Raw genomic sequence first — 15949 nt, forward strand, 5'->3', positions numbered from 1 at the left:
CCGGCGGGAGGTCCACCGCAGGGTAGCGGGTGCTGCTCGCGGCCCGCCCCACCGCCCTTGACCGGCCTCGGCGGCGCTGACACGCTCCCGGCCAAGGCCACCACGTTTCCGGCCACTTCCCCCGCCCGTCGTCCTCCCGGGGAAGTCTCGCACCCCATTCCTTCCGCTGCGAAAAGAATCAGGAAAGGACACTTCCATGACCTCCGCACCCGTCGCACCCACCGCACCCGCCGTGGCCGGGGAATCCGCCGCGGCCGCAGCACCGGCCCCCGCGGCCCCGGCCGTCACCGTCACCAGGCTCGGCGGCCGGATCGGCGCCCTGCTCGGCGACGTGCGGCTCGGCCCGGACCTCGACCCGGCCACCGTCGGGGCGATCCGCGCCGCGCTCCTCGAGCACAAGGTGGTCTTCTTCCGCGGCCAGGACCACCTCGACGAGGATGCCCACGAGCGGTTCGCCGCCCTGCTCGGCGCGCCGGTCGCGCACCCCACCGTCCCGGCCGCCGACGGCCGTTACTCCCTCGGCATCGACTCCGACCACGGCGCCCGCGCCAACCAGTGGCACACCGACGTCACCTTCGTCCCCGCCTACCCGGCCTTCTCGATCCTGCGGGCGGTCACCGTCCCGCCGTACGGAGGCAACACCCTCTGGGCCAACACCGCCACCGCCTACGCGCGGCTGCCGGAGCCGCTGCGCACGCTCGCCGACGGCCTGCGCGCCGTGCACTCCAACGAGTACGACTACGCGGCGCTGCGGCCCGATGCCGAGCCCGAACTCCTGGCCCAGTACCGGGAGGTGTTCACCTCCACCGTCTACCGGACCGAGCACCCGGTGGTGCGGGTGCACCCCGAGACGGGGGAGCGGACGCTGCTGCTGGGCAACTTCGTGGAGCGGATCGCCGGGCTGTCCGGGCGGGACTCGCGGGCGCTGCTGGACCTCTTCCAGGCGCACGTCGAACTGCCGGAGAACACCGTCCGCTGGCAGTGGCAGCCCGGTGACGTGGCCATCTGGGACAACCGCGCCACCCAGCACTACGGCGTCGACGACTCCGACGCCCACGAGCGCAAACTCCGCCGGGTGACCGTCGACGGCGACGTCCCGGTCGGCCCGGACGGTGCGGCCTCCCGGCTGCTGGAGCCGGCGGAGATCCCGGCGCCGCCGTTCGGGGCGGCCTCGGGGGCGGGGGGGTTGTCGGTCTGAGGGTGGGGGGGTGGGGGCTGGGGCTGGGGGGCTGGGGGTTCGGCCGGGTGCAGGGCCGGTGCGGGTCTCCGGGGCGGGTGGGGGCTTCGGGCGGGTGGGTGCGGTGTGCGGGTCCCCTCGCCGCTTGACGGCCCGTGGCCTGCGGGCCCTGCGGCAGGCCCACCCCGGGGACAAGCGGGCTTCGCCCGTCGCCTGCGGCGATCCCCGGCCCGGGCCCGCGTCCGGACCAGCCTGCCACGGGCCGTCAAGCGGCTCCCCCGCACACCGCACCCACCCGCGGCGCGCGTACGCCGAACCCGGCCCGACGCACCACATCGCATGCAGCCGCGGCACACGTACACCGAACCCGGCGCACCACCCCGAACCCCGCGGCACACGCAACGTCTCAACCAGCGCACCAAGGAGCCCCATGTCACAGCTGCTCGCTCTCTCCGCCAGTCCCTCCACCGCCTCCCGGACCGCGCTCGTCGCGGAGCACGTCGTCGACCGGTTGGGGCTCGGCGGGTTCGCCGCCGCGCACCTCGCGGTGCGGGAGCTGCCCGCCGCCGATCTGCTGGCCGCCCGGGCCGACGCGCCCGGGATCCGGGCCGCGCTCGACGCCGTGGCGGCCGCGGACGGGCTGATCATCGCGACCCCCGTCTACAAGGCCTCGTACTCGGGGCTGCTCAAGGTCTTCCTCGACGTGCTGCCGCAGAACGGGCTGGCCGGCAAGACCGTGCTGCCGCTGGTCACCGGAGGCAGCCTGGCGCACGTGCTGTCGATCGACTACGCGCTGCGGCCGGTGCTGGTCGCGCTCGGTGCCCGGCACGTCACCGCCGGGCGCTTCCTGCTCGACTCCCACATCGAGCGGCTGCCCCAGGGCGTGCGGCTGCGCCCCGAGGCCTCGCTCGGACTGGCCGATGCCGTCGAGGAGTTCGTCGAGGCCCTGCCCGCCCGGCCGGCCCTGGCCGGTTCCGCCGCACGCTGACCCGCCCCGCCCGACCCCGTCCGTCCCCGTGAACCCGAAGGAACCCGCCATGCCCCTCACCCCGGCGCCGAACAGACGCCACTTCCTCGCCCTCGCCGGTCTCGCCGCGGCCGCGGCCGCCTGCGGGAAGGCCGAGGCCGGGACCGCCGGGGGAGCCGGCGGCCGTAAGCGCACCCTGCGCTACCAGGGCGCCGCGGGCGCCGTGACCCTGCCCGAACTCGCCGAGGACCTGGGTTACTTGGGCGATGTGAAGCTGGAGTGGGTCGGCAACACGATCAGCGGCCCCCAGGACATCCAGTCCGCCGCCACCGGTCAGACCGACTTCGGCGGCGCGTTCAACGGCGCCGTGGTCAAGCTCGCCTCGCAGGGCGCTCCCGTCAAGGCCGTGATCAGCTACTACGGCTCGGACAAGGACGCCTACAACGGCTTCTACGTCCTCGAGGACAGCCCGATCCGCGCCCCCCGCGACCTCATCGGCAAGAAGGTCGGGATGAACACCCTGGGCGCCCACTCCGAGGCGATGCTGGACATCTACCTCGAGCGCCACGGCCTGAGCCGCGCCGAGATCGGCAAGGTCACGCCCCTGGTCGTGCCGCCGGTCAACACCGAGCAGGCGCTGCGCCAGAAGCAGATCCAGGTCGGCGTCCTCGGCGGCATCCTGCGCGACAAGGCCCTGGCCACCGGCGGGATCCGGCCCCTGTTCACCGACTTCCAGCTGCTCGGGGCCTTCAGCGCCGGCACGTACGTCATGACCGAGCGCTTCCTGAAGGCCAACCCGGAGACGGCCCGGACCTTCGTGACGGGGGTGGCCAAGGCGATCGAGTGGTCCCGCACCACCCCCCGCGACCAGGTGATCGCCCGCTTCACCGCGATCGTCGAGAAGCGCCGCCGCCAGGAGGACACCGCCGCGCTGAAGTTCTGGCGCTCGTACGGGGTCGCCGAGACCGGCGGCCGGATCGACCCGAAGTCCTTCCGGCTGTGGGTGGACTGGCTCGCCGACCGTGGCGACGTCCCGAAGTCCCGCATCAAGAGCGTGGACGAGCTCTACACGAACGAGTTCAACGCCTACGGCAAGGGAAGCGGGAGCTGACGATGAGCGCATCCACCCCCCAACCCAAGATCGTCTTCGACGGGGTCGGCAAGACCTTCCCCCGCAAGGAGTCCGGCCGGGCCGGGCGCGGCGGCACCTTCACCGCGCTCGACGGGGTCGACCTGTCCATCGCGGCGGGCGAGTTCACCGTGGTCGTGGGGCCCAGCGGCTGTGGCAAGTCCACCCTCCTGGACCTGCTCGGCGGGCTCACCCGGCCGACCTCCGGCCAGGTCCTCCTCGACGGCCGGCCGGTCACCGGCCCGGGCCCGGACCGGGGCATCGTCTTCCAGCAGTACGCGCTGCTGCCCTGGCGGACCGCCCTGGGCAACGTGGAGTTCGGCCTGGAGGCCACCGGCGTGCCGCGCCGGGAGCGTGCCGAGCGGGCCCGCGCCCACCTCGATCTGGTCGGCCTCGCCGGCTTCGAGGACCGGCACCCGCATGAGCTCTCCGGCGGCATGCGCCAGCGCGTCGCCATCGCCCGCAGCCTCGCCTACGACCCGGACGTCCTGCTGATGGACGAACCCTTCGCGGCGCTGGACGCGCAGACCCGCGAATCGCTCCAGGACGAGCTGCTGCGGATCTGGCAACGCACCGGCAAGACCGTCGTGTTCATCACGCACGGCATCGAGGAGGCGGTCTACCTGGGGCAGCGGGTGGCCGTCCTCACCTCCCGGCCCGGCCGGGTCAAGGAAGTGGTCCCGGTCTCCTTCGGCGACCGGGAGGAGGGCGGGGACCTGCGCTCCAGCCCGGAGTTCGCCCGCCGCCGGCGGGAGATCTGGGAACTGCTGCACGACGAGGTGGCCGAGGCGCAGCGCCAGGAGAAGGAGTTGGTCCGGACATGAGCCTGACGAAGACCCCGGCCGGTACGGAGGAGCCCGCCGCCCCCGCCCGGCCCGCCGGCCCGGCGGAGCAGGAGGCGCCCCAGGACCGCCCCGCGCCGGCCCCGGCCCGGCCGCCCCGCCTCACCCGTCTGCTGCGGCTGCGGTCCCGGCGGGTGCTGCGACTGCTCGGCCGGGCCGCACTCAAGTCGGCGGCCGTCGCCGCCTTGTTGGTGCTGTGGGAGACCGCCCCGCGGCTCGGCCTGGTCGACCGGACCTTCCTGCCGCCGTTCAGCGAGGTGGCCAAGGCCTGGTGGGGCCTGGCCGCCGACGGCCAGCTCGGCGAGAACACCCGTGCCAGCCTGGTGCGTTCCTTCGCCGGCTTCGGCATCGCGGTGGGGCTGGCCGTCCCGCTGGGCCTGCTGATCGGCTGGTACCGGCCGCTGGCCGACCTCCTGAACCCGCTGCTGGAGGTGTTCCGCAACACCGCCGCCCTGGCCCTGCTGCCGGTGTTCGTCCTGCTGCTCGGCATCGGCGAGACCTCGAAGATCTCGATCATCGTGTACGCCTGCACCTGGCCGGTGCTGCTCAACACCATCAGCGCCGTCCGCACCGCCGATCCGACCCTGGTCAAGCTCGCCCGGTCGATGGACCTGTCCACCGCGCAGCTCTTCCGCAAGGTCATCCTGCCCGCCTCGGTCCCCACCGTCTTCACCGGCGTCCGGCTGGCCGGGGCGGTCTCCATCCTGGTGCTGGTGGCGGCCGAGATGATCGGCGCCAAGGCGGGCCTCGGCTACCTGATCAACGCCTCGCAGTTCAACTTCGCCATCCCGCAGATGTACGCCGGGATCATCACGATCTCCGCCATCGGGCTGGTCTTCAACCAGGCGCTCGTCGCCGTCGAGCGCCGGCTCACCGCCTGGCGCGTCCCCGCGGCCCCCTGACCCGGCGCAGCTCCGCCACCGGTTCCCCGTACCGCCCCGACCCGAGGACACACCCCATGAGCGAGACCCCTCCGCGCACCCTGCACCTCAACGCCTTCCTGATGAACGCCGGCCACCACGACGCGGCCTGGCGCCACCCCCGCACCCAGCCCGAACGCATCACCGACCTGAGCTACTTCCAGGACCTGGCCCGGGCCGCCGAACGCGGCCGGCTGGACTCCGTCTTCCTCGCCGACGGCGTCGCCCTGTGGGGCAAGGTCCGGCACAACGCCCTGGGCGGCTTCGAACCGCTGACCCTGCTCTCCGCCCTGGCCGCCGTCACCGAGCACGTCGGACTGATCGCCACCGTCTCCACCACCTTCAACGAGCCGTACCACGTGGCCCGCAAGTTCGCCTCGCTCGACCACCTCAGCGGCGGCCGGGCCGGCTGGAACATCGTCACCTCCGGATCGGTGGACGAGGCCCGCAACTTCAACCGCGAGGAGCACCTGGAGCACGCGGTGCGCTACGAGCGGGCCCGCGAGTTCCTGGACGTGACCACCAAGCTCTGGGACAGCTGGGAGGACGACGCGATCCTGCTGGACCGGGAGGCGGGCGTCTACGCCGACACCGCCAAGGTCCACCCGATCGAACACCGCGGCGAGCACTTCCAGGTCCGGGGCGCGCTCAACGTCCCGCGTTCCCCGCAGGGCCGGCCGCTGCTGGTGCAGGCCGGATCGTCCGAGGACGGCAAGGAGTTCGCCGCCGAGTTCGCCGAGGCGGTCTTCACCGCCCAGCAGACCCTGGCCGACGCCCAGGCCTTTTACAAGGACCTCAAGTCCCGGCTGCCCCGGTTCGGCCGGAGCGAGCGGGAGCTGCTGGTGCTGCCCGGGATCTGCCCCGTGATCGGCTCGACCGAGGCCGAGGCCCGCCGGCTGGAGCAGGAGCTGACCGATCTCCAGGTGCCCGAGTACGGCCTGGCGCAGCTGTCCGGCATGCTCGGCACCGACCTCACCGGCCTGCCGCTGGACGGGCCGCTGCCCGAACTGCCCGAGGAGCGGCAGATCAACGGCAACAAGAGCCGCTTCACCCTGGTCGCCGAGCTGGCCCGGCGGGACGGGCTCACCCTGCGCGAACTGATCGCCCGGCTGGGCGGCGGCCGGGGCCACCGGGTCTTCGCCGGCACCCCGGAGCAGATCGCCGACGAGCTGGAGGAGTGGTTCACCCGGGGAGCGGCGGACGGCTTCAACATCATGCCGCCGTACCTGCCGGGCGGCCTGGACGACTTCGTCGACCAGGTGGTGCCGGTGCTCCAGGCCCGCGGCCTGTTCCGCACCGAGTACACCGGCCGCACCCTGCGCGACCACTACGGTCTGGCCCGTCCCGCCAACCGGCTGGTGCCCGCGGCGGGTTGACCCGGTCCGGTGCGCGGGCCGGCCGCCCGCGCACCGGTCAGAGCATGACGGCCACGAACCGCCGGCCGCTCTCGTTCTCCACCAGCACCCCCCGCACCCGGGCCGGGTCCACCGCCGCGGTCCCGTCCAGGGCCGCTCCCCTGCCCTCCCCGTCGGCCCGGGCGCCCACCACCCAGCCGCCCGCCACCGCCCGTCCGCCGTCCCGGGACAGCACCACCAGCCGGCACCGCTCGCCCGCCGGGATCCCGGTCACCGCCGCGTGCAGCCGTACCCAGTGGGCCGCCGGCACCACCTGGACGGTCAGCCGGGCGCCGGTCGAGGCGTCCGTGGCCTCGGCCACCCGGGTACCCGCGGGCAGCGTGGCGGCCGGCGCCGTGGGGGCCGGGGCGGGCGGCACCGCGACCGGTTCCGTCGTACGGCCGGTCCGCGCGCCCAGCCAGAACACCGCGGCCAGCGAAGCGGCCGCCGCCAGGCCGACGAGGGCCCGGCGGCGGCGCAGTCGGCTGGAGCGCTCCTGCCGCACCTGACGCAGCGTCCGCTGGAGCAGCAGGTCCCCGTCCTCCGGCGGACCCTCCAGGAAGATCTCCGGCGGGACCTCGCCGAGCGCCCGGGCCACCTCCCGGAGGCCGGCCGCCTCGCCGGTGCACTCCGCGCAGCCGGTCAGGTGCTCCGCGACCCCGCGGGCCTCCCCGGCGTCCAGCACGCCCAGCACATAGGGCCCGACGAGCGGGTGCGCGGGCCCGTCGGGTTCCGTCTCCGGCCGCCGCTGCCGGTTCATGCCACCACCTCCTCGGCTCCGGGCGCCCGACGGGGCCTGCGGGGCCTGATCTCCTGCGTGAAGGCCTCGCGCAGGGCGCGCAGGGCGTAGTGGGAACGGGACTTGACGGTCCCCGCCGGTATCCCCAGGGTGTCCGCGGTCTCGGCCACGCTCTGCTCCCGGTAGTACAACTCCCTTAGTACGGCGCGGTGTTCCGGGGAGAGCTGGTCCAGCGCGGCCAGGACCGAGAGGGCGTCGGCGACCGATTCGGCGTGGTCCTGGGCCACCGGCGGGGTGGCGGGGGAGCCCGCCACCTCCCGGGGCCGGGACGCCCGCGCCCGGGCCCGGTCGATCACGATGTTGCGGGCGACGGTCAGCAGCCAGCCCCGCACCGACCCCTTGCCGTCGACCATGTCCTCGGCGTGCCGCCAGGCCCGGATGAAGGTCTCCTGCACGACGTCCTCGGCGGCCGCCCGGTCCCCCGTCAGCCGGGTGGCGTACCCGAGCAGGGCGTTGCCGTGCTCCTCGTACAGCGTGCGGATCAGCGCCTCTTCCGCTCCGCCCCGCCGAGCCCGGGGCCGCAGTGGTCCGGCCATCTCACCCTCTCCCTCGTCGTGTCCTGGCACACACGCACCGGGCGGGCCGCCGGTTCAGCAACTGCGCCCCGAATTGAGGCAGTCCACCACCCGGGCCATGGCCTCGGCCGTCATCACGTTCACGAACATCGCGTGGTCGGTCCTGGGGCTGTGCCGCTGTTCGGGGAAGGAGTCCAGCGCGATCGGCGCCCGCGGGGGCACCTCGTACGCCAGCGACAGCCGCAGGGCGGGGACCGGGAAGGTGCCCGTCGGGCAGGTGCCGTCCGGGGCCGGGAAGCGCAGGTGCTCCCGGTGCCCGGGGCTCGTCGTGTCCAGCCCGTTCCAGCAGCTCGGGAAGAACAGCGTGCGGGTGAGCAGGTCGCCGGCCGGGCAGCGCGGATAGCCGGTGGTGCCCCGGTCCGGCAGGCTCGCGCAGCCCCAGCGGGCCCGTACCAGCGAGTCGTCGGCCGCCGTGGCCGCCCGGGCGTCGCCGGTGACCGCCTGCAGGAAGCGCGGCATCGCCACCACCTTGCTCCTCGGATTGCCCAGGAACTCTACCCGCACCGTGCTCTCCCGCAGCACCTCGCCCGCGTTGCCGTGGCCGGCGTCCCGCTCGTACGGGCGCACCCCCGGCCGGTCGGTGCGGCGCAGCACCGGCCAGTAGTAGACGGAGCGGTCCCCGGAGCGGCAGGTGGTGGCGGCCGCGGCGAGCGAGGCGTCGGTGGACAGGGCGTCGGCCGACCGGTTGCCCACGTACGCGTGGGTGTGGTGGGCGCCGCCGGTCACCCCGGGGGAGACCACCAGGTTGTCCTGGTTGAAGTGGTCCTCCGCGTTGCGGCCGCAGTCCTGGCGCACCCGGCCCGTCGAGGCGTCCGGGCCCGGCCGCGCGGCCGGCCGGTCCGGGGCCACCCCGCGCAGGTCCACCCGGCCGCTCCCGCCGGCCGGCCGGGTGGCGCCCAGCGCCGCCACGCCGAGCAGGCCCACCAGGGCCAGACACAGTCCGGCGAGCAGCAGCCGACGCACCCTGTCCCTCACGGTCACGGGGTTCATGCCGGTCACCGTCGCGGCCACCGGTCCAAGCGTCAACCACCGGTCCCGGCATCCGGCCGAGAACCGCCCGTGGTCAGCGCGAATGCGCCGCCCCGGGTGGCGGAACGGGCCCGGGCGGGTTCCGCTGGGAGCGTGCGTGATCGTCCGGGCCGTTGGTGGGCCGAGCTGCCGCCCGCCGCGGGCGCCGCCGTCATGGCCACCGGCATCCTGTCCGTGGACCTGCACCTGATCGGCTCCGAGCTCCCCTCCCTGGCCTTCTTCGCCCTGGCGGGCCTGGGCTGGATCGTGCTCGCGGGGGAGTTCCTGGCCCGGCTGGCGGGGGACCGGCGCCGATGGCGGGCCGAGGCCGACACCCCGCCCGCGCTCACGGCGGTGGCCGCCACGACCGTGCTGGGCGCCCGCTGCGTCCAGCAGGGCTGGACGGCGGCCGGTTACGCCCTGCTGGCGCCGGCGGCGCTGATCTGGCCGGTGCTGCTGGTGTCCGTGCTGCGGCGCTGGCACCGCGGCATGCCCGGCTCGGCCTTCCTGGTGTGCGTCGCCACCCAGGGGCTCGCGGTCCTGGCCGCCGCCCTGCACCGCGCCGGCGGCCCCGGCTGGCTCGGCGACGCGGCCCTCGCGGCCTTCGGGCTCGCCCTCCTGCTGTACCTGGAGGCGCTGGCCCGCTTCGACTTCCGGCAGGTGCGGGAGGGCCCGGGCGACCACTGGATCGCCGGGGGAGCGCTCGCCATCTGCGCCCTGGCCGGCTCCGGGCTGATCACCACGCACCGCTGGACCGGCGGCGGCCAGGACGCCCTGAAGGTGCTCACCCTCGTCCTGGTCGGACTCGACCTGGCCTGGTACGTGGTCCTGCTGACGGCCGAGGCCCGCTGGCCGCGCCCGGCCTACGACATCCGGCGCTGGGCGACGGTCTTCCCGCTCGGCATGACCGCGGCCGCCTGCCTCTCCGCAGCCGATGCCGTGGGCGTCGACTGGCTGCGGAGCACCGGCCGGGTGCTGCTCTGGATCGCCCTGGGCTTCTGGGTGGTCACCGCGGGGGGCCTGCTGCTGACCCTGCGCCGGCGGCGCGCCGAGGAGGCCGCCCGGTCCGGGTGACCGCGGCCAGTGCGCCGACCGCCCAGAGCGCGGCCAGTACCCCGGCGGCCGCCAGGGTGGTCCCGTCCGGCTCGGTGAGGGCCTGGCCGCGCAGGGCCTGCCAGGTCACCAGCGCCACCAGGGCGGCGTACCCGGCCGCGCTGAGGACGACCAGCCGCAGCCGCACCGCCGCCGGGGCCAGCCGCGGCAGCCGGTGCGCGCCGTGCAGGAGGGCGAGCGCCAGCAGCGGGAGCACCTGGAGGGCGTGCATTCCCACGAAGTGGCCGATCCGCAGGTCGCCGCCGGTGGCGGCCCAGCCGGTGACGGGCAGGTGCGGTCCGTCCTCCGGGACGCCCACCGCGTGCGCGCCGGTGCTCAGCGGGTCCCGGCCGGCCCGCTGGGCCGCGGTCGGCGCGGTCATCAGGAAGCCGAGCGCGAGCCCGGCCAGGCTGATGAGGGAGCCCAGCCGGACCGCCCAGGAGGTGGCCGGGTCGGCCATCGGCTGGCGGAACAGCAGGACCGCGACCACCAGCGCGGCCAGCCACAGGACCACGACGGTGGTGCCCATCAGCGAGAACAGCGCGGAGTCGAGGGGCGTCTCGTTGTTGAAGTGGCTGCGCTTGCCGCGCAGCACCTGCCCGACGATGACCGCCAGTTCGACGGCGCCGGCCGCGGCGATGACGGTCCCGGCCCACCAGGAGGTCCGCCGGCCGCGGGTGAGGAGCGAGTGCAGCCAGGCCAGGGTCCCGCCGTAGAGGCCGAAGGAGAGCGCGAACTTCAGCGGCTTGTGCCAGATCCGCGCCCCCACCAGGATCCGGTCGTCCACCACCAGTCCCACCGCGCTGACCAGCGCGAGGACGCCCATGAGGGCGGTGAAGCAGAGCAGCGGCCGGTGCCGGCCGGCGGAGCGGTCCATGTGCTTCCCCCCGGAACGCGTTCCGGGGGCCCACGCCACCGGATCATTAACGGATAGCGGCACTATCCGCTATCTGATAGTGCCACTATCTATGCTGGGGTCCTGCGGAGCAAGGCTGTGAAGGAGAATTCCCCGTGCGGATTGGCGAGTTGAGCCGGGCCACCGGTGTCCCCGTGCCGACGATCAAGTACTACGTGCGCGAGGGCCTGCTCCCGCCCGGCGAGCTGACCAGCCCGAACCAGGCCCACTACGGCGACGCCCATGCCGACCGGCTCCGGCTGATCCGGGCCCTGCTGGACGTCGGCGGCCTCTCGGTGGCCGCGATCGGCAAGGTCCTCGCGGCCGTCGAGGACACCGGAGGCCCCCTGCACTCCCTCTTGGGCGCCGCCGCCCACAGCGTCTGCCCCCGCTACCCCGAGGAGCCGGTGCGGGACCACCTCGACGACGCCGCGGAGGTGGCCCGCGAGCTGATCGGCCGCCGCGGCTGGCGGGTCCCCGCGGACCACCCCGCCGTCGCCGCGCTCACCGCGGCCGTCGCCGCCTTCCTGGCCCTCGGCCACGACGACTACCTGGACTTCCTGGACGAGTTCGCCGGGGCGAGCGAGCAGATCGCCGCCGCCGACCTCGACTACGTCCTGCGGCGCCGGGAGCGCGGGGACCTGGTCGAGCGGGTGGTGGTGGGCACCGTGCTCGGCGACGCCCTGCTCGGCGCCCTGCGCCGGCTGGCCCAGGCCGACAACTCGGCCCGCCGCTTCAACGCCGTGCCGCCGCCCGCCCCCTGAGACTCAGCGGGCCGACTCCCGGCCCCGCAGCCAGGCATAGGCCTCGTCGGCCGTGAAGGCCGCGTGTCCGGCCGGGAAGAGCAGGTCGGCGGTGGCGAAGGCCGGGTCCTGGGCGGCGGCCGGTGCGTACGGGACCGCCAGGCAGGCCATCCCCGCGGCGTGGGCCGCCCGGGCGCCCGGGGCGGCGTCCTCCATCACCACGCAGTCGGCCGGCGCCGCGCCCAGCAGCCGGGCCGCCGCCAGGAAGACGTCCGGCTCCGGCTTGCCCCGCGGGACCTCCTCCGCGGAGACCACCAGCGGCAGCAGCGGCGCCAGCCCGGTGCCGGCCAGCACCGCCTCGATCGCCTCCCGCGAGGAGCCGGAGGCCACCGCCATCGGCACCCCCTCGGCGTGCAGCCGCTCGACCAGCTCCCGCATCTGCGGGTACGCCTCCGTGGCCGTGCGGGCCAGCTCCAGGTAGAGGGCGTTCTGCTCGTCCAGCAGCTGCTCCACCGGCGCGGTCAGCCCGTACCGCTCGCGCAGGATCTCCAGGGTCTCCCGGGTGCCGACGCCGATGTACTCGGCGTGCTCCTCCCAGGTGAAGTCCGGTACGCCGTGCCGGGCCAGCAGCCGGCGCCCCGACTCGTAGTAGTTCGGCTCGCTGTCCACGAGGGTGCCGTCGAGATCGAATATGACGGAAATCATCCGGTGTGCCCGTCCTGCCGCTCTTGTACCTGTCACCTCAAGGATGTCAGGGTTTGCGGGCTGTCTTTCCCAGGGACTCCACCAGCGGCAGCAGCCGGTGCGTCACCCGCTCCCGCAGCGCCACCTCCGTCCGGGTGCGGACCACTCCGGGCAGCCGGATCAGCCGCTGGATGACGTCCTCCAGGTGGGCGTTGTCCCGGGCCACCACCCGGGTCAGCAGGTCCCCGCCACCGGTGATCGAGTGCGCCTCGACGATCTCCGGGACGGCCGCCAGCGCGTCGCCCACCTCGTCCAGGTGCCCCTGGGTGACCTCGATGTGGACGAAGGCCAGCACCGGGTGGCCCAGCGCGGCCGGGGACAGCACCGGCCCGGTGCCGGTGATCACCCCGGTCCGCTCCAGCCGGTCCAGCCGCGCCTGGAGGGTGCCCCGGGCCACCCCGAGGATCCGGGCGTACTCCCGCACGCTGGTGCGCGGCTGCTCGATCAGCAGCCGCAGGATCCGGCCGTCGAGCTCGTCCACCGCCATGGTCCGCAGGCCTCCCGGTCCCGTCCGGGAACCGCCGGAGGGGCCCGGCCGAAATCCCGTTCAAACGTCCCCAAACGATACCGATGGCCCAGTCCGGACGCCCGCCGGGCCGCCGCCGGCCCATCCGGAGCGTTCTTGCCGCAAGCTTGGGGGCCCCTTTGCCCGCGCCGGGGGCCCGGCACACCGCCTTGGGCGGCGCTTTGCCCGGGCCGGGCAGGCCGCGCACAAGCTTGGGTACCGCTTTGCCCGGGCCAAAACCGCCGCGCACTACCGTCCCCGCCATGCCCCCACAACCCCCTGCCCCGGCCCTGCCCGTGCTGCCCTACCGCAAGCCCGGCCGCGGGCGCGACTACTGGGTCCTGGACGACGTCCTGCCCGATCCGGACGCCGTCCGGGCCCGCTGCCTGGCCCGCGAGGACTGGACGGAGGGCTACCCCCACAAGCCCGAGGCCTGGCCCGGCATGCGCACCCTCCCCGCCCTCGAGCCGGCCGAGCTGGCCCATGTCGAGGCGCTGGTCCGCAAGGCCACCGGCGCCCCCCGGATCTGGGCCCAGCCGCCCACCGGCGGCGGCACCTTCAACCACAACTGCGTGCAGGTCGTCGGCGCGGGGGAGTGCGAACCCCGCCCGCACACCGACTCCCGCAGTCTGTGCCGGTACGCGGCCGTCCTCTACCTCAACCCGGACGTGCCCAAGGGCTGCGGGACCAGCTTCTACCGCCAGTCGATGCCCGGCGGCCGGCTCGGCGGCAACCAGGTCCTCGCCCCGCACAACAACCTCGTCGACGCCCTGGGCACCCGCTTCGTGGCACCCGACTCCTTCACCGAGGACGTCAGCGTCCCGCACCGCTACAACCGGCTGCTGCTCTACTCGGCCAACCTGATCCACAGCGCCACCGGCTACTTCGGCGACACCCTGGAGACCAAGCGGATGACCGCGGTCTTCTTCTGGATGGCCTGAGCGGCCGGCCACCGGACCGCCCGGGCCCGGGGGGACCCGGGTCCGGGCGGTCCGGTGGCCCGTCGGTCAGCCGGCGGGCCACGGCACCAGCGGCGAGCGGTAGAAGGCGGTACCGAGGGCGGACAGCCGGGGCCCCTGGGCCGCCAGCCGGGTCCGGTAGGAGGCCCAGTCGTGGGTGGCGGTCGGCGACCAGCCGATCTCCGCGATCCCCGGCAGCCTGGGGAAGGCCAGGTAGTCGAGGTCGGCGTCGGTGCGCGCGGTCTCGGTCCACAGCGGCGCCTCCACGCCCAGCACGGCCCCGGTCGGCAGCTGCCCGACCAGCTTCGCCGGGTCCCAGGCGTAGGACCTGTCGACCTCGACGAAGCGTCCTGCGGAAGCGGGAAACGCGACGGGTCCCGGCACCCCCCCCGTGGGTACCGGGACCCGGCCGTCGGCCCGGGCGGTCAGCCCTTGATCGCGACGATGTCCTTGGTGCGCAGGTCGGCCTGGACCTTGATCGTGCTGTGGGTGCCGCCGCCCCAGGTCAGGGTGACCGTGGCGTTGGCCTTGCCCATGCCGCTGCCGGTGGAGGTGACCTTCCACTTCAGCGGGACGTCCTGGGCGCGCAGCACGCCGTCCGCGTGCTCCCGGGCCTCCCACGTCTTGAGGCTGCGCTGGAGGGACTTGGACAGGTAGAAGGAGCGCAGCGCCTGCGCGGCCTTGCCGTTGTCCGTGTGGGAGTACACGGCGTCGATGTAGGAGCCGTAGAAGTCCGCGATGCGGGAGAAGGCGCTGACCGGGCTGCCGGAGACCGACTGGGCCGCGGAGGACGCCGCGACCGGGGCGACCGTGGTCGTGGTCTGCTGCTCGGCGGCCTGCGTCTGCGAGGTGGCGACCAGCGCCAGCGAGAGGGCGGCGGCCGCGGCGGCGGCGGTCACGGCGGTGCGGGCGGTCAGGAGCTTGAACATGGAGTGGAACCTTCCCCGTCGGTCTTCGGTCAGCGGCGCCGGTGACCGCCGCTGACCTGATCGACGTGTCCCGGCCCCGCGCCGGTTCCGTGCCGGACGGGTGGTTTTCCGCCGAAATCCGCGGCCGGATCCGGACGGCTCACAACCCGCCGGCGTCCTTGGCGCGCGGCCCGAACTGCTCCTCCAGCACGGACAGCCGCCGCCAGTACTCCTCCTCGTCGATCTCGCCGGCGGCGAACCGGCGGCCCAGCACCGCCAGCGGCGAGTGCTCGCCGCTGGCGGCGGCGCGCACCTGCCACGGTCCGCCCCGCCGGCCGCCGCGCCACCCGGCACGGCGCAGCACGGTCAGCGTGCCGATCACCACCGCCGCCCAGACGAGCGGGAAGAACAGGATCCACGGGCCGGGCCCGCCATAGGCAAGGGTGTTCATCTCGGTCCATCTCCTCGGAAGTCGTCCCTCGTTGTCCCTTCGAGAGTGACCCCCGGGGCCCCGGCCGGTCGTCGTCCCCCGGGCGGCACCCCCGGTGCTCCCGGGGGAGTACGGCCGGGCGGTGAGCGCGCGCGGGAGGAGTACGGACCGCCGGGCCGGTCAGTCCAGCCAGCCCGGCCGGACCAGCCCCGACTCGTAGGCGAGCACCACCAGTTGCGCCCGGTCCCGGGCGCCCAGCTTGACCATCGTGCGGCTGACGTGGGTCTTCGCGGTGAGCGGGCTGACCACCAGCCGGCGGGCGATCTCGTCGTTGGACAGCCCCATCCCGACCAGCGCCATCACCTCCCGCTCCCGTTCGGTCAGCCGGTCCAGCGTCCCGGCGGCGGCCGGCGGCCGGGAACGGGCCGCGAACTCGGCGATCAGCCGCCGGGTCACGCCCGGCGAGAGCAGCGCGTCACCGTGCTCCGCGGCACGTACGGCGCGCAGCAGCTCGGCCGGCTCGGTGTCCTTGACCAGGAAGCCCGAGGCGCCCGCGCGGATGGCCTCGAAGACGTACTCGTCCAGCTCGAAGGTGGTCAGCACGACGACCTTGACCGCGGCCAGGCCCGGGTCGCCGGTGATCTCGCGGGTGGCGGCCAGCCCGTCGAGGACCGGCATGCGGATGTCCATCAGCACCACGTCCGGGACCAGCTCCCGGGCCAGCCGCACCGCCTCCGCGCCGTCGGAGGCCTCACCCGCCACCGTCACGTCCGGCTGTGCGTCCAGCAGTGCCCGGAAACCCGCCCGGACCAGCAGTTGGTCGTCGGCCAGCAGTATCCGGATCACCCGCGCACCTCCTTCT

Annotated in this window: 18 protein-coding genes and 1 pseudogene; 9 read left to right on the forward strand and 10 right to left on the reverse strand. The window is 74.6% G+C overall.

Annotated elements, in window-relative coordinates; translation table 11 throughout:
* Positions 1-196: 196 nt before the first annotated feature.
* The 6 genes from AB0O40_RS01505 (at position 197) to AB0O40_RS01530 (ending at position 6411) form a co-directional block, all read left to right on the forward strand.
* Positions 197-1198, forward strand: a complete 1002-nt coding sequence (locus tag AB0O40_RS01505) for a TauD/TfdA family dioxygenase (protein ID WP_365034441.1) — start codon at positions 197-199, stop codon at positions 1196-1198.
* 409 nt (positions 1199-1607) lie between these two features.
* Complete coding sequence (ssuE, locus tag AB0O40_RS01510) at positions 1608-2165, forward strand: NADPH-dependent FMN reductase (protein WP_365034443.1); 558 nt, start codon at positions 1608-1610, stop codon at positions 2163-2165.
* Positions 2166-2214: 49 nt separating this feature from the next.
* Positions 2215-3255, forward strand: a complete 1041-nt coding sequence (locus tag AB0O40_RS01515; RefSeq protein ID WP_365034445.1) for an ABC transporter substrate-binding protein — start codon at positions 2215-2217, stop codon at positions 3253-3255.
* 2 nt (positions 3256-3257) lie between these two features.
* Positions 3258-4097 (forward strand): ABC transporter ATP-binding protein, encoded by an 840-nt coding sequence (locus AB0O40_RS01520; RefSeq protein WP_365034447.1) that lies wholly within the window; start codon positions 3258-3260, stop codon positions 4095-4097.
* Positions 4094-5017, forward strand: coding sequence for an ABC transporter permease (locus AB0O40_RS01525; protein ID WP_365034449.1), 924 nt, complete (start codon positions 4094-4096; stop codon positions 5015-5017). The genes AB0O40_RS01520 and AB0O40_RS01525 overlap by 4 nt, the downstream gene beginning before the upstream one ends.
* Before the next feature lie 56 nt (positions 5018-5073).
* Positions 5074-6411 carry an LLM class flavin-dependent oxidoreductase gene (locus AB0O40_RS01530; RefSeq protein ID WP_365034450.1) on the forward strand — a complete coding sequence of 446 codons (1338 nt, stop codon included), beginning with the start codon at positions 5074-5076 and terminating at the stop codon, positions 6409-6411.
* Between the two features lie 37 nt (positions 6412-6448).
* On the opposite strand, the gene AB0O40_RS01535 is transcribed toward AB0O40_RS01530, so the two are convergent.
* Genes AB0O40_RS01535 through AB0O40_RS01545 form a run of 3 tightly spaced genes read right to left on the reverse strand, consistent with a single transcriptional unit; the run spans position 6449 to position 8793 of the window.
* A complete protein-coding gene (locus AB0O40_RS01535) occupies positions 6449-7189 on the reverse strand; it encodes a zf-HC2 domain-containing protein (RefSeq protein ID WP_365034452.1) in 741 nt (246 codons plus the stop codon).
* Positions 7186-7764 carry a sigma-70 family RNA polymerase sigma factor gene (locus AB0O40_RS01540; protein WP_365034454.1) on the reverse strand — a complete coding sequence of 193 codons (579 nt, stop codon included), beginning with the start codon at positions 7762-7764 and terminating at the stop codon, positions 7186-7188. Before AB0O40_RS01540 ends, AB0O40_RS01535 begins: the two co-directional genes overlap by 4 nt.
* A 54-nt stretch (positions 7765-7818) precedes the next feature.
* Positions 7819-8793 (reverse strand): DUF1996 domain-containing protein, encoded by a 975-nt coding sequence (locus AB0O40_RS01545; RefSeq protein ID WP_365034456.1) that lies wholly within the window; start codon positions 8791-8793, stop codon positions 7819-7821.
* A 132-nt stretch (positions 8794-8925) separates the two neighbouring features.
* Here AB0O40_RS01545 and AB0O40_RS01550 point away from each other — a divergent pair, with 132 nt between their 5' ends.
* Positions 8926-9885 (forward strand): tellurite resistance/C4-dicarboxylate transporter family protein, encoded by a 960-nt coding sequence (locus tag AB0O40_RS01550; RefSeq protein ID WP_365034457.1) that lies wholly within the window; start codon positions 8926-8928, stop codon positions 9883-9885.
* On the opposite strand, the gene AB0O40_RS01555 is transcribed toward AB0O40_RS01550, so the two are convergent.
* Complete coding sequence (locus AB0O40_RS01555) at positions 9818-10780, reverse strand: hypothetical protein (protein WP_365034459.1); 963 nt, start codon at positions 10778-10780, stop codon at positions 9818-9820. The two genes, AB0O40_RS01550 and AB0O40_RS01555, sit on opposite strands and share 68 nt — an antisense overlap.
* A gap of 134 nt (positions 10781-10914) precedes the next feature.
* Here AB0O40_RS01555 and AB0O40_RS01560 point away from each other — a divergent pair, with 134 nt between their 5' ends.
* Complete coding sequence (locus tag AB0O40_RS01560; protein ID WP_365034461.1) at positions 10915-11562, forward strand: MerR family transcriptional regulator; 648 nt, start codon at positions 10915-10917, stop codon at positions 11560-11562.
* Between the two features lie 3 nt (positions 11563-11565).
* Here the strand turns inward: AB0O40_RS01560 and AB0O40_RS01565 are convergent, their stop codons facing one another.
* Complete coding sequence (locus AB0O40_RS01565; protein WP_365034463.1) at positions 11566-12246, reverse strand: HAD family phosphatase; 681 nt, start codon at positions 12244-12246, stop codon at positions 11566-11568.
* Positions 12247-12292: 46 nt separating this feature from the next.
* Positions 12293-12772, reverse strand: coding sequence for an Lrp/AsnC family transcriptional regulator (locus AB0O40_RS01570; protein WP_365034465.1), 480 nt, complete (start codon positions 12770-12772; stop codon positions 12293-12295).
* A gap of 281 nt (positions 12773-13053) precedes the next feature.
* On the opposite strand from AB0O40_RS01570, the gene AB0O40_RS01575 reads away from it, so the two are divergent.
* The gene (locus tag AB0O40_RS01575; RefSeq protein ID WP_365034467.1) at positions 13054-13731 is read left to right on the forward strand and encodes a DUF6445 family protein; all 678 of its coding nucleotides are present in this window, start codon (positions 13054-13056) and stop codon (positions 13729-13731) included.
* Positions 13732-13797: 66 nt separating this feature from the next.
* On the opposite strand, the pseudogene AB0O40_RS01580 reads toward AB0O40_RS01575, so the two are convergent.
* From AB0O40_RS01580 to AB0O40_RS01595, 4 genes and pseudogenes are all read right to left on the reverse strand, one after another.
* Positions 13798-14103, reverse strand: a pseudogene (locus tag AB0O40_RS01580) (family 20 glycosylhydrolase); the annotation flags it as partial.
* A 71-nt stretch (positions 14104-14174) separates the two neighbouring features.
* Entirely contained in the window at positions 14175-14678 is a 504-nt protein-coding gene (locus tag AB0O40_RS01585) for a hypothetical protein (protein WP_365034469.1), read from the reverse strand.
* A gap of 139 nt (positions 14679-14817) precedes the next feature.
* Complete coding sequence (locus AB0O40_RS01590; protein WP_365034471.1) at positions 14818-15108, reverse strand: SHOCT domain-containing protein; 291 nt, start codon at positions 15106-15108, stop codon at positions 14818-14820.
* 159 nt (positions 15109-15267) lie between these two features.
* Complete coding sequence (locus AB0O40_RS01595; RefSeq protein WP_365034473.1) at positions 15268-15933, reverse strand: response regulator transcription factor; 666 nt, start codon at positions 15931-15933, stop codon at positions 15268-15270.
* Positions 15934-15949: the final 16 nt, after the last annotated feature.

The organism is Streptomyces sp. NPDC089919, assembly GCF_040684615.1.
Taxonomy (GTDB): Bacteria; Actinomycetota; Actinomycetes; order Streptomycetales; family Streptomycetaceae; genus Streptomyces.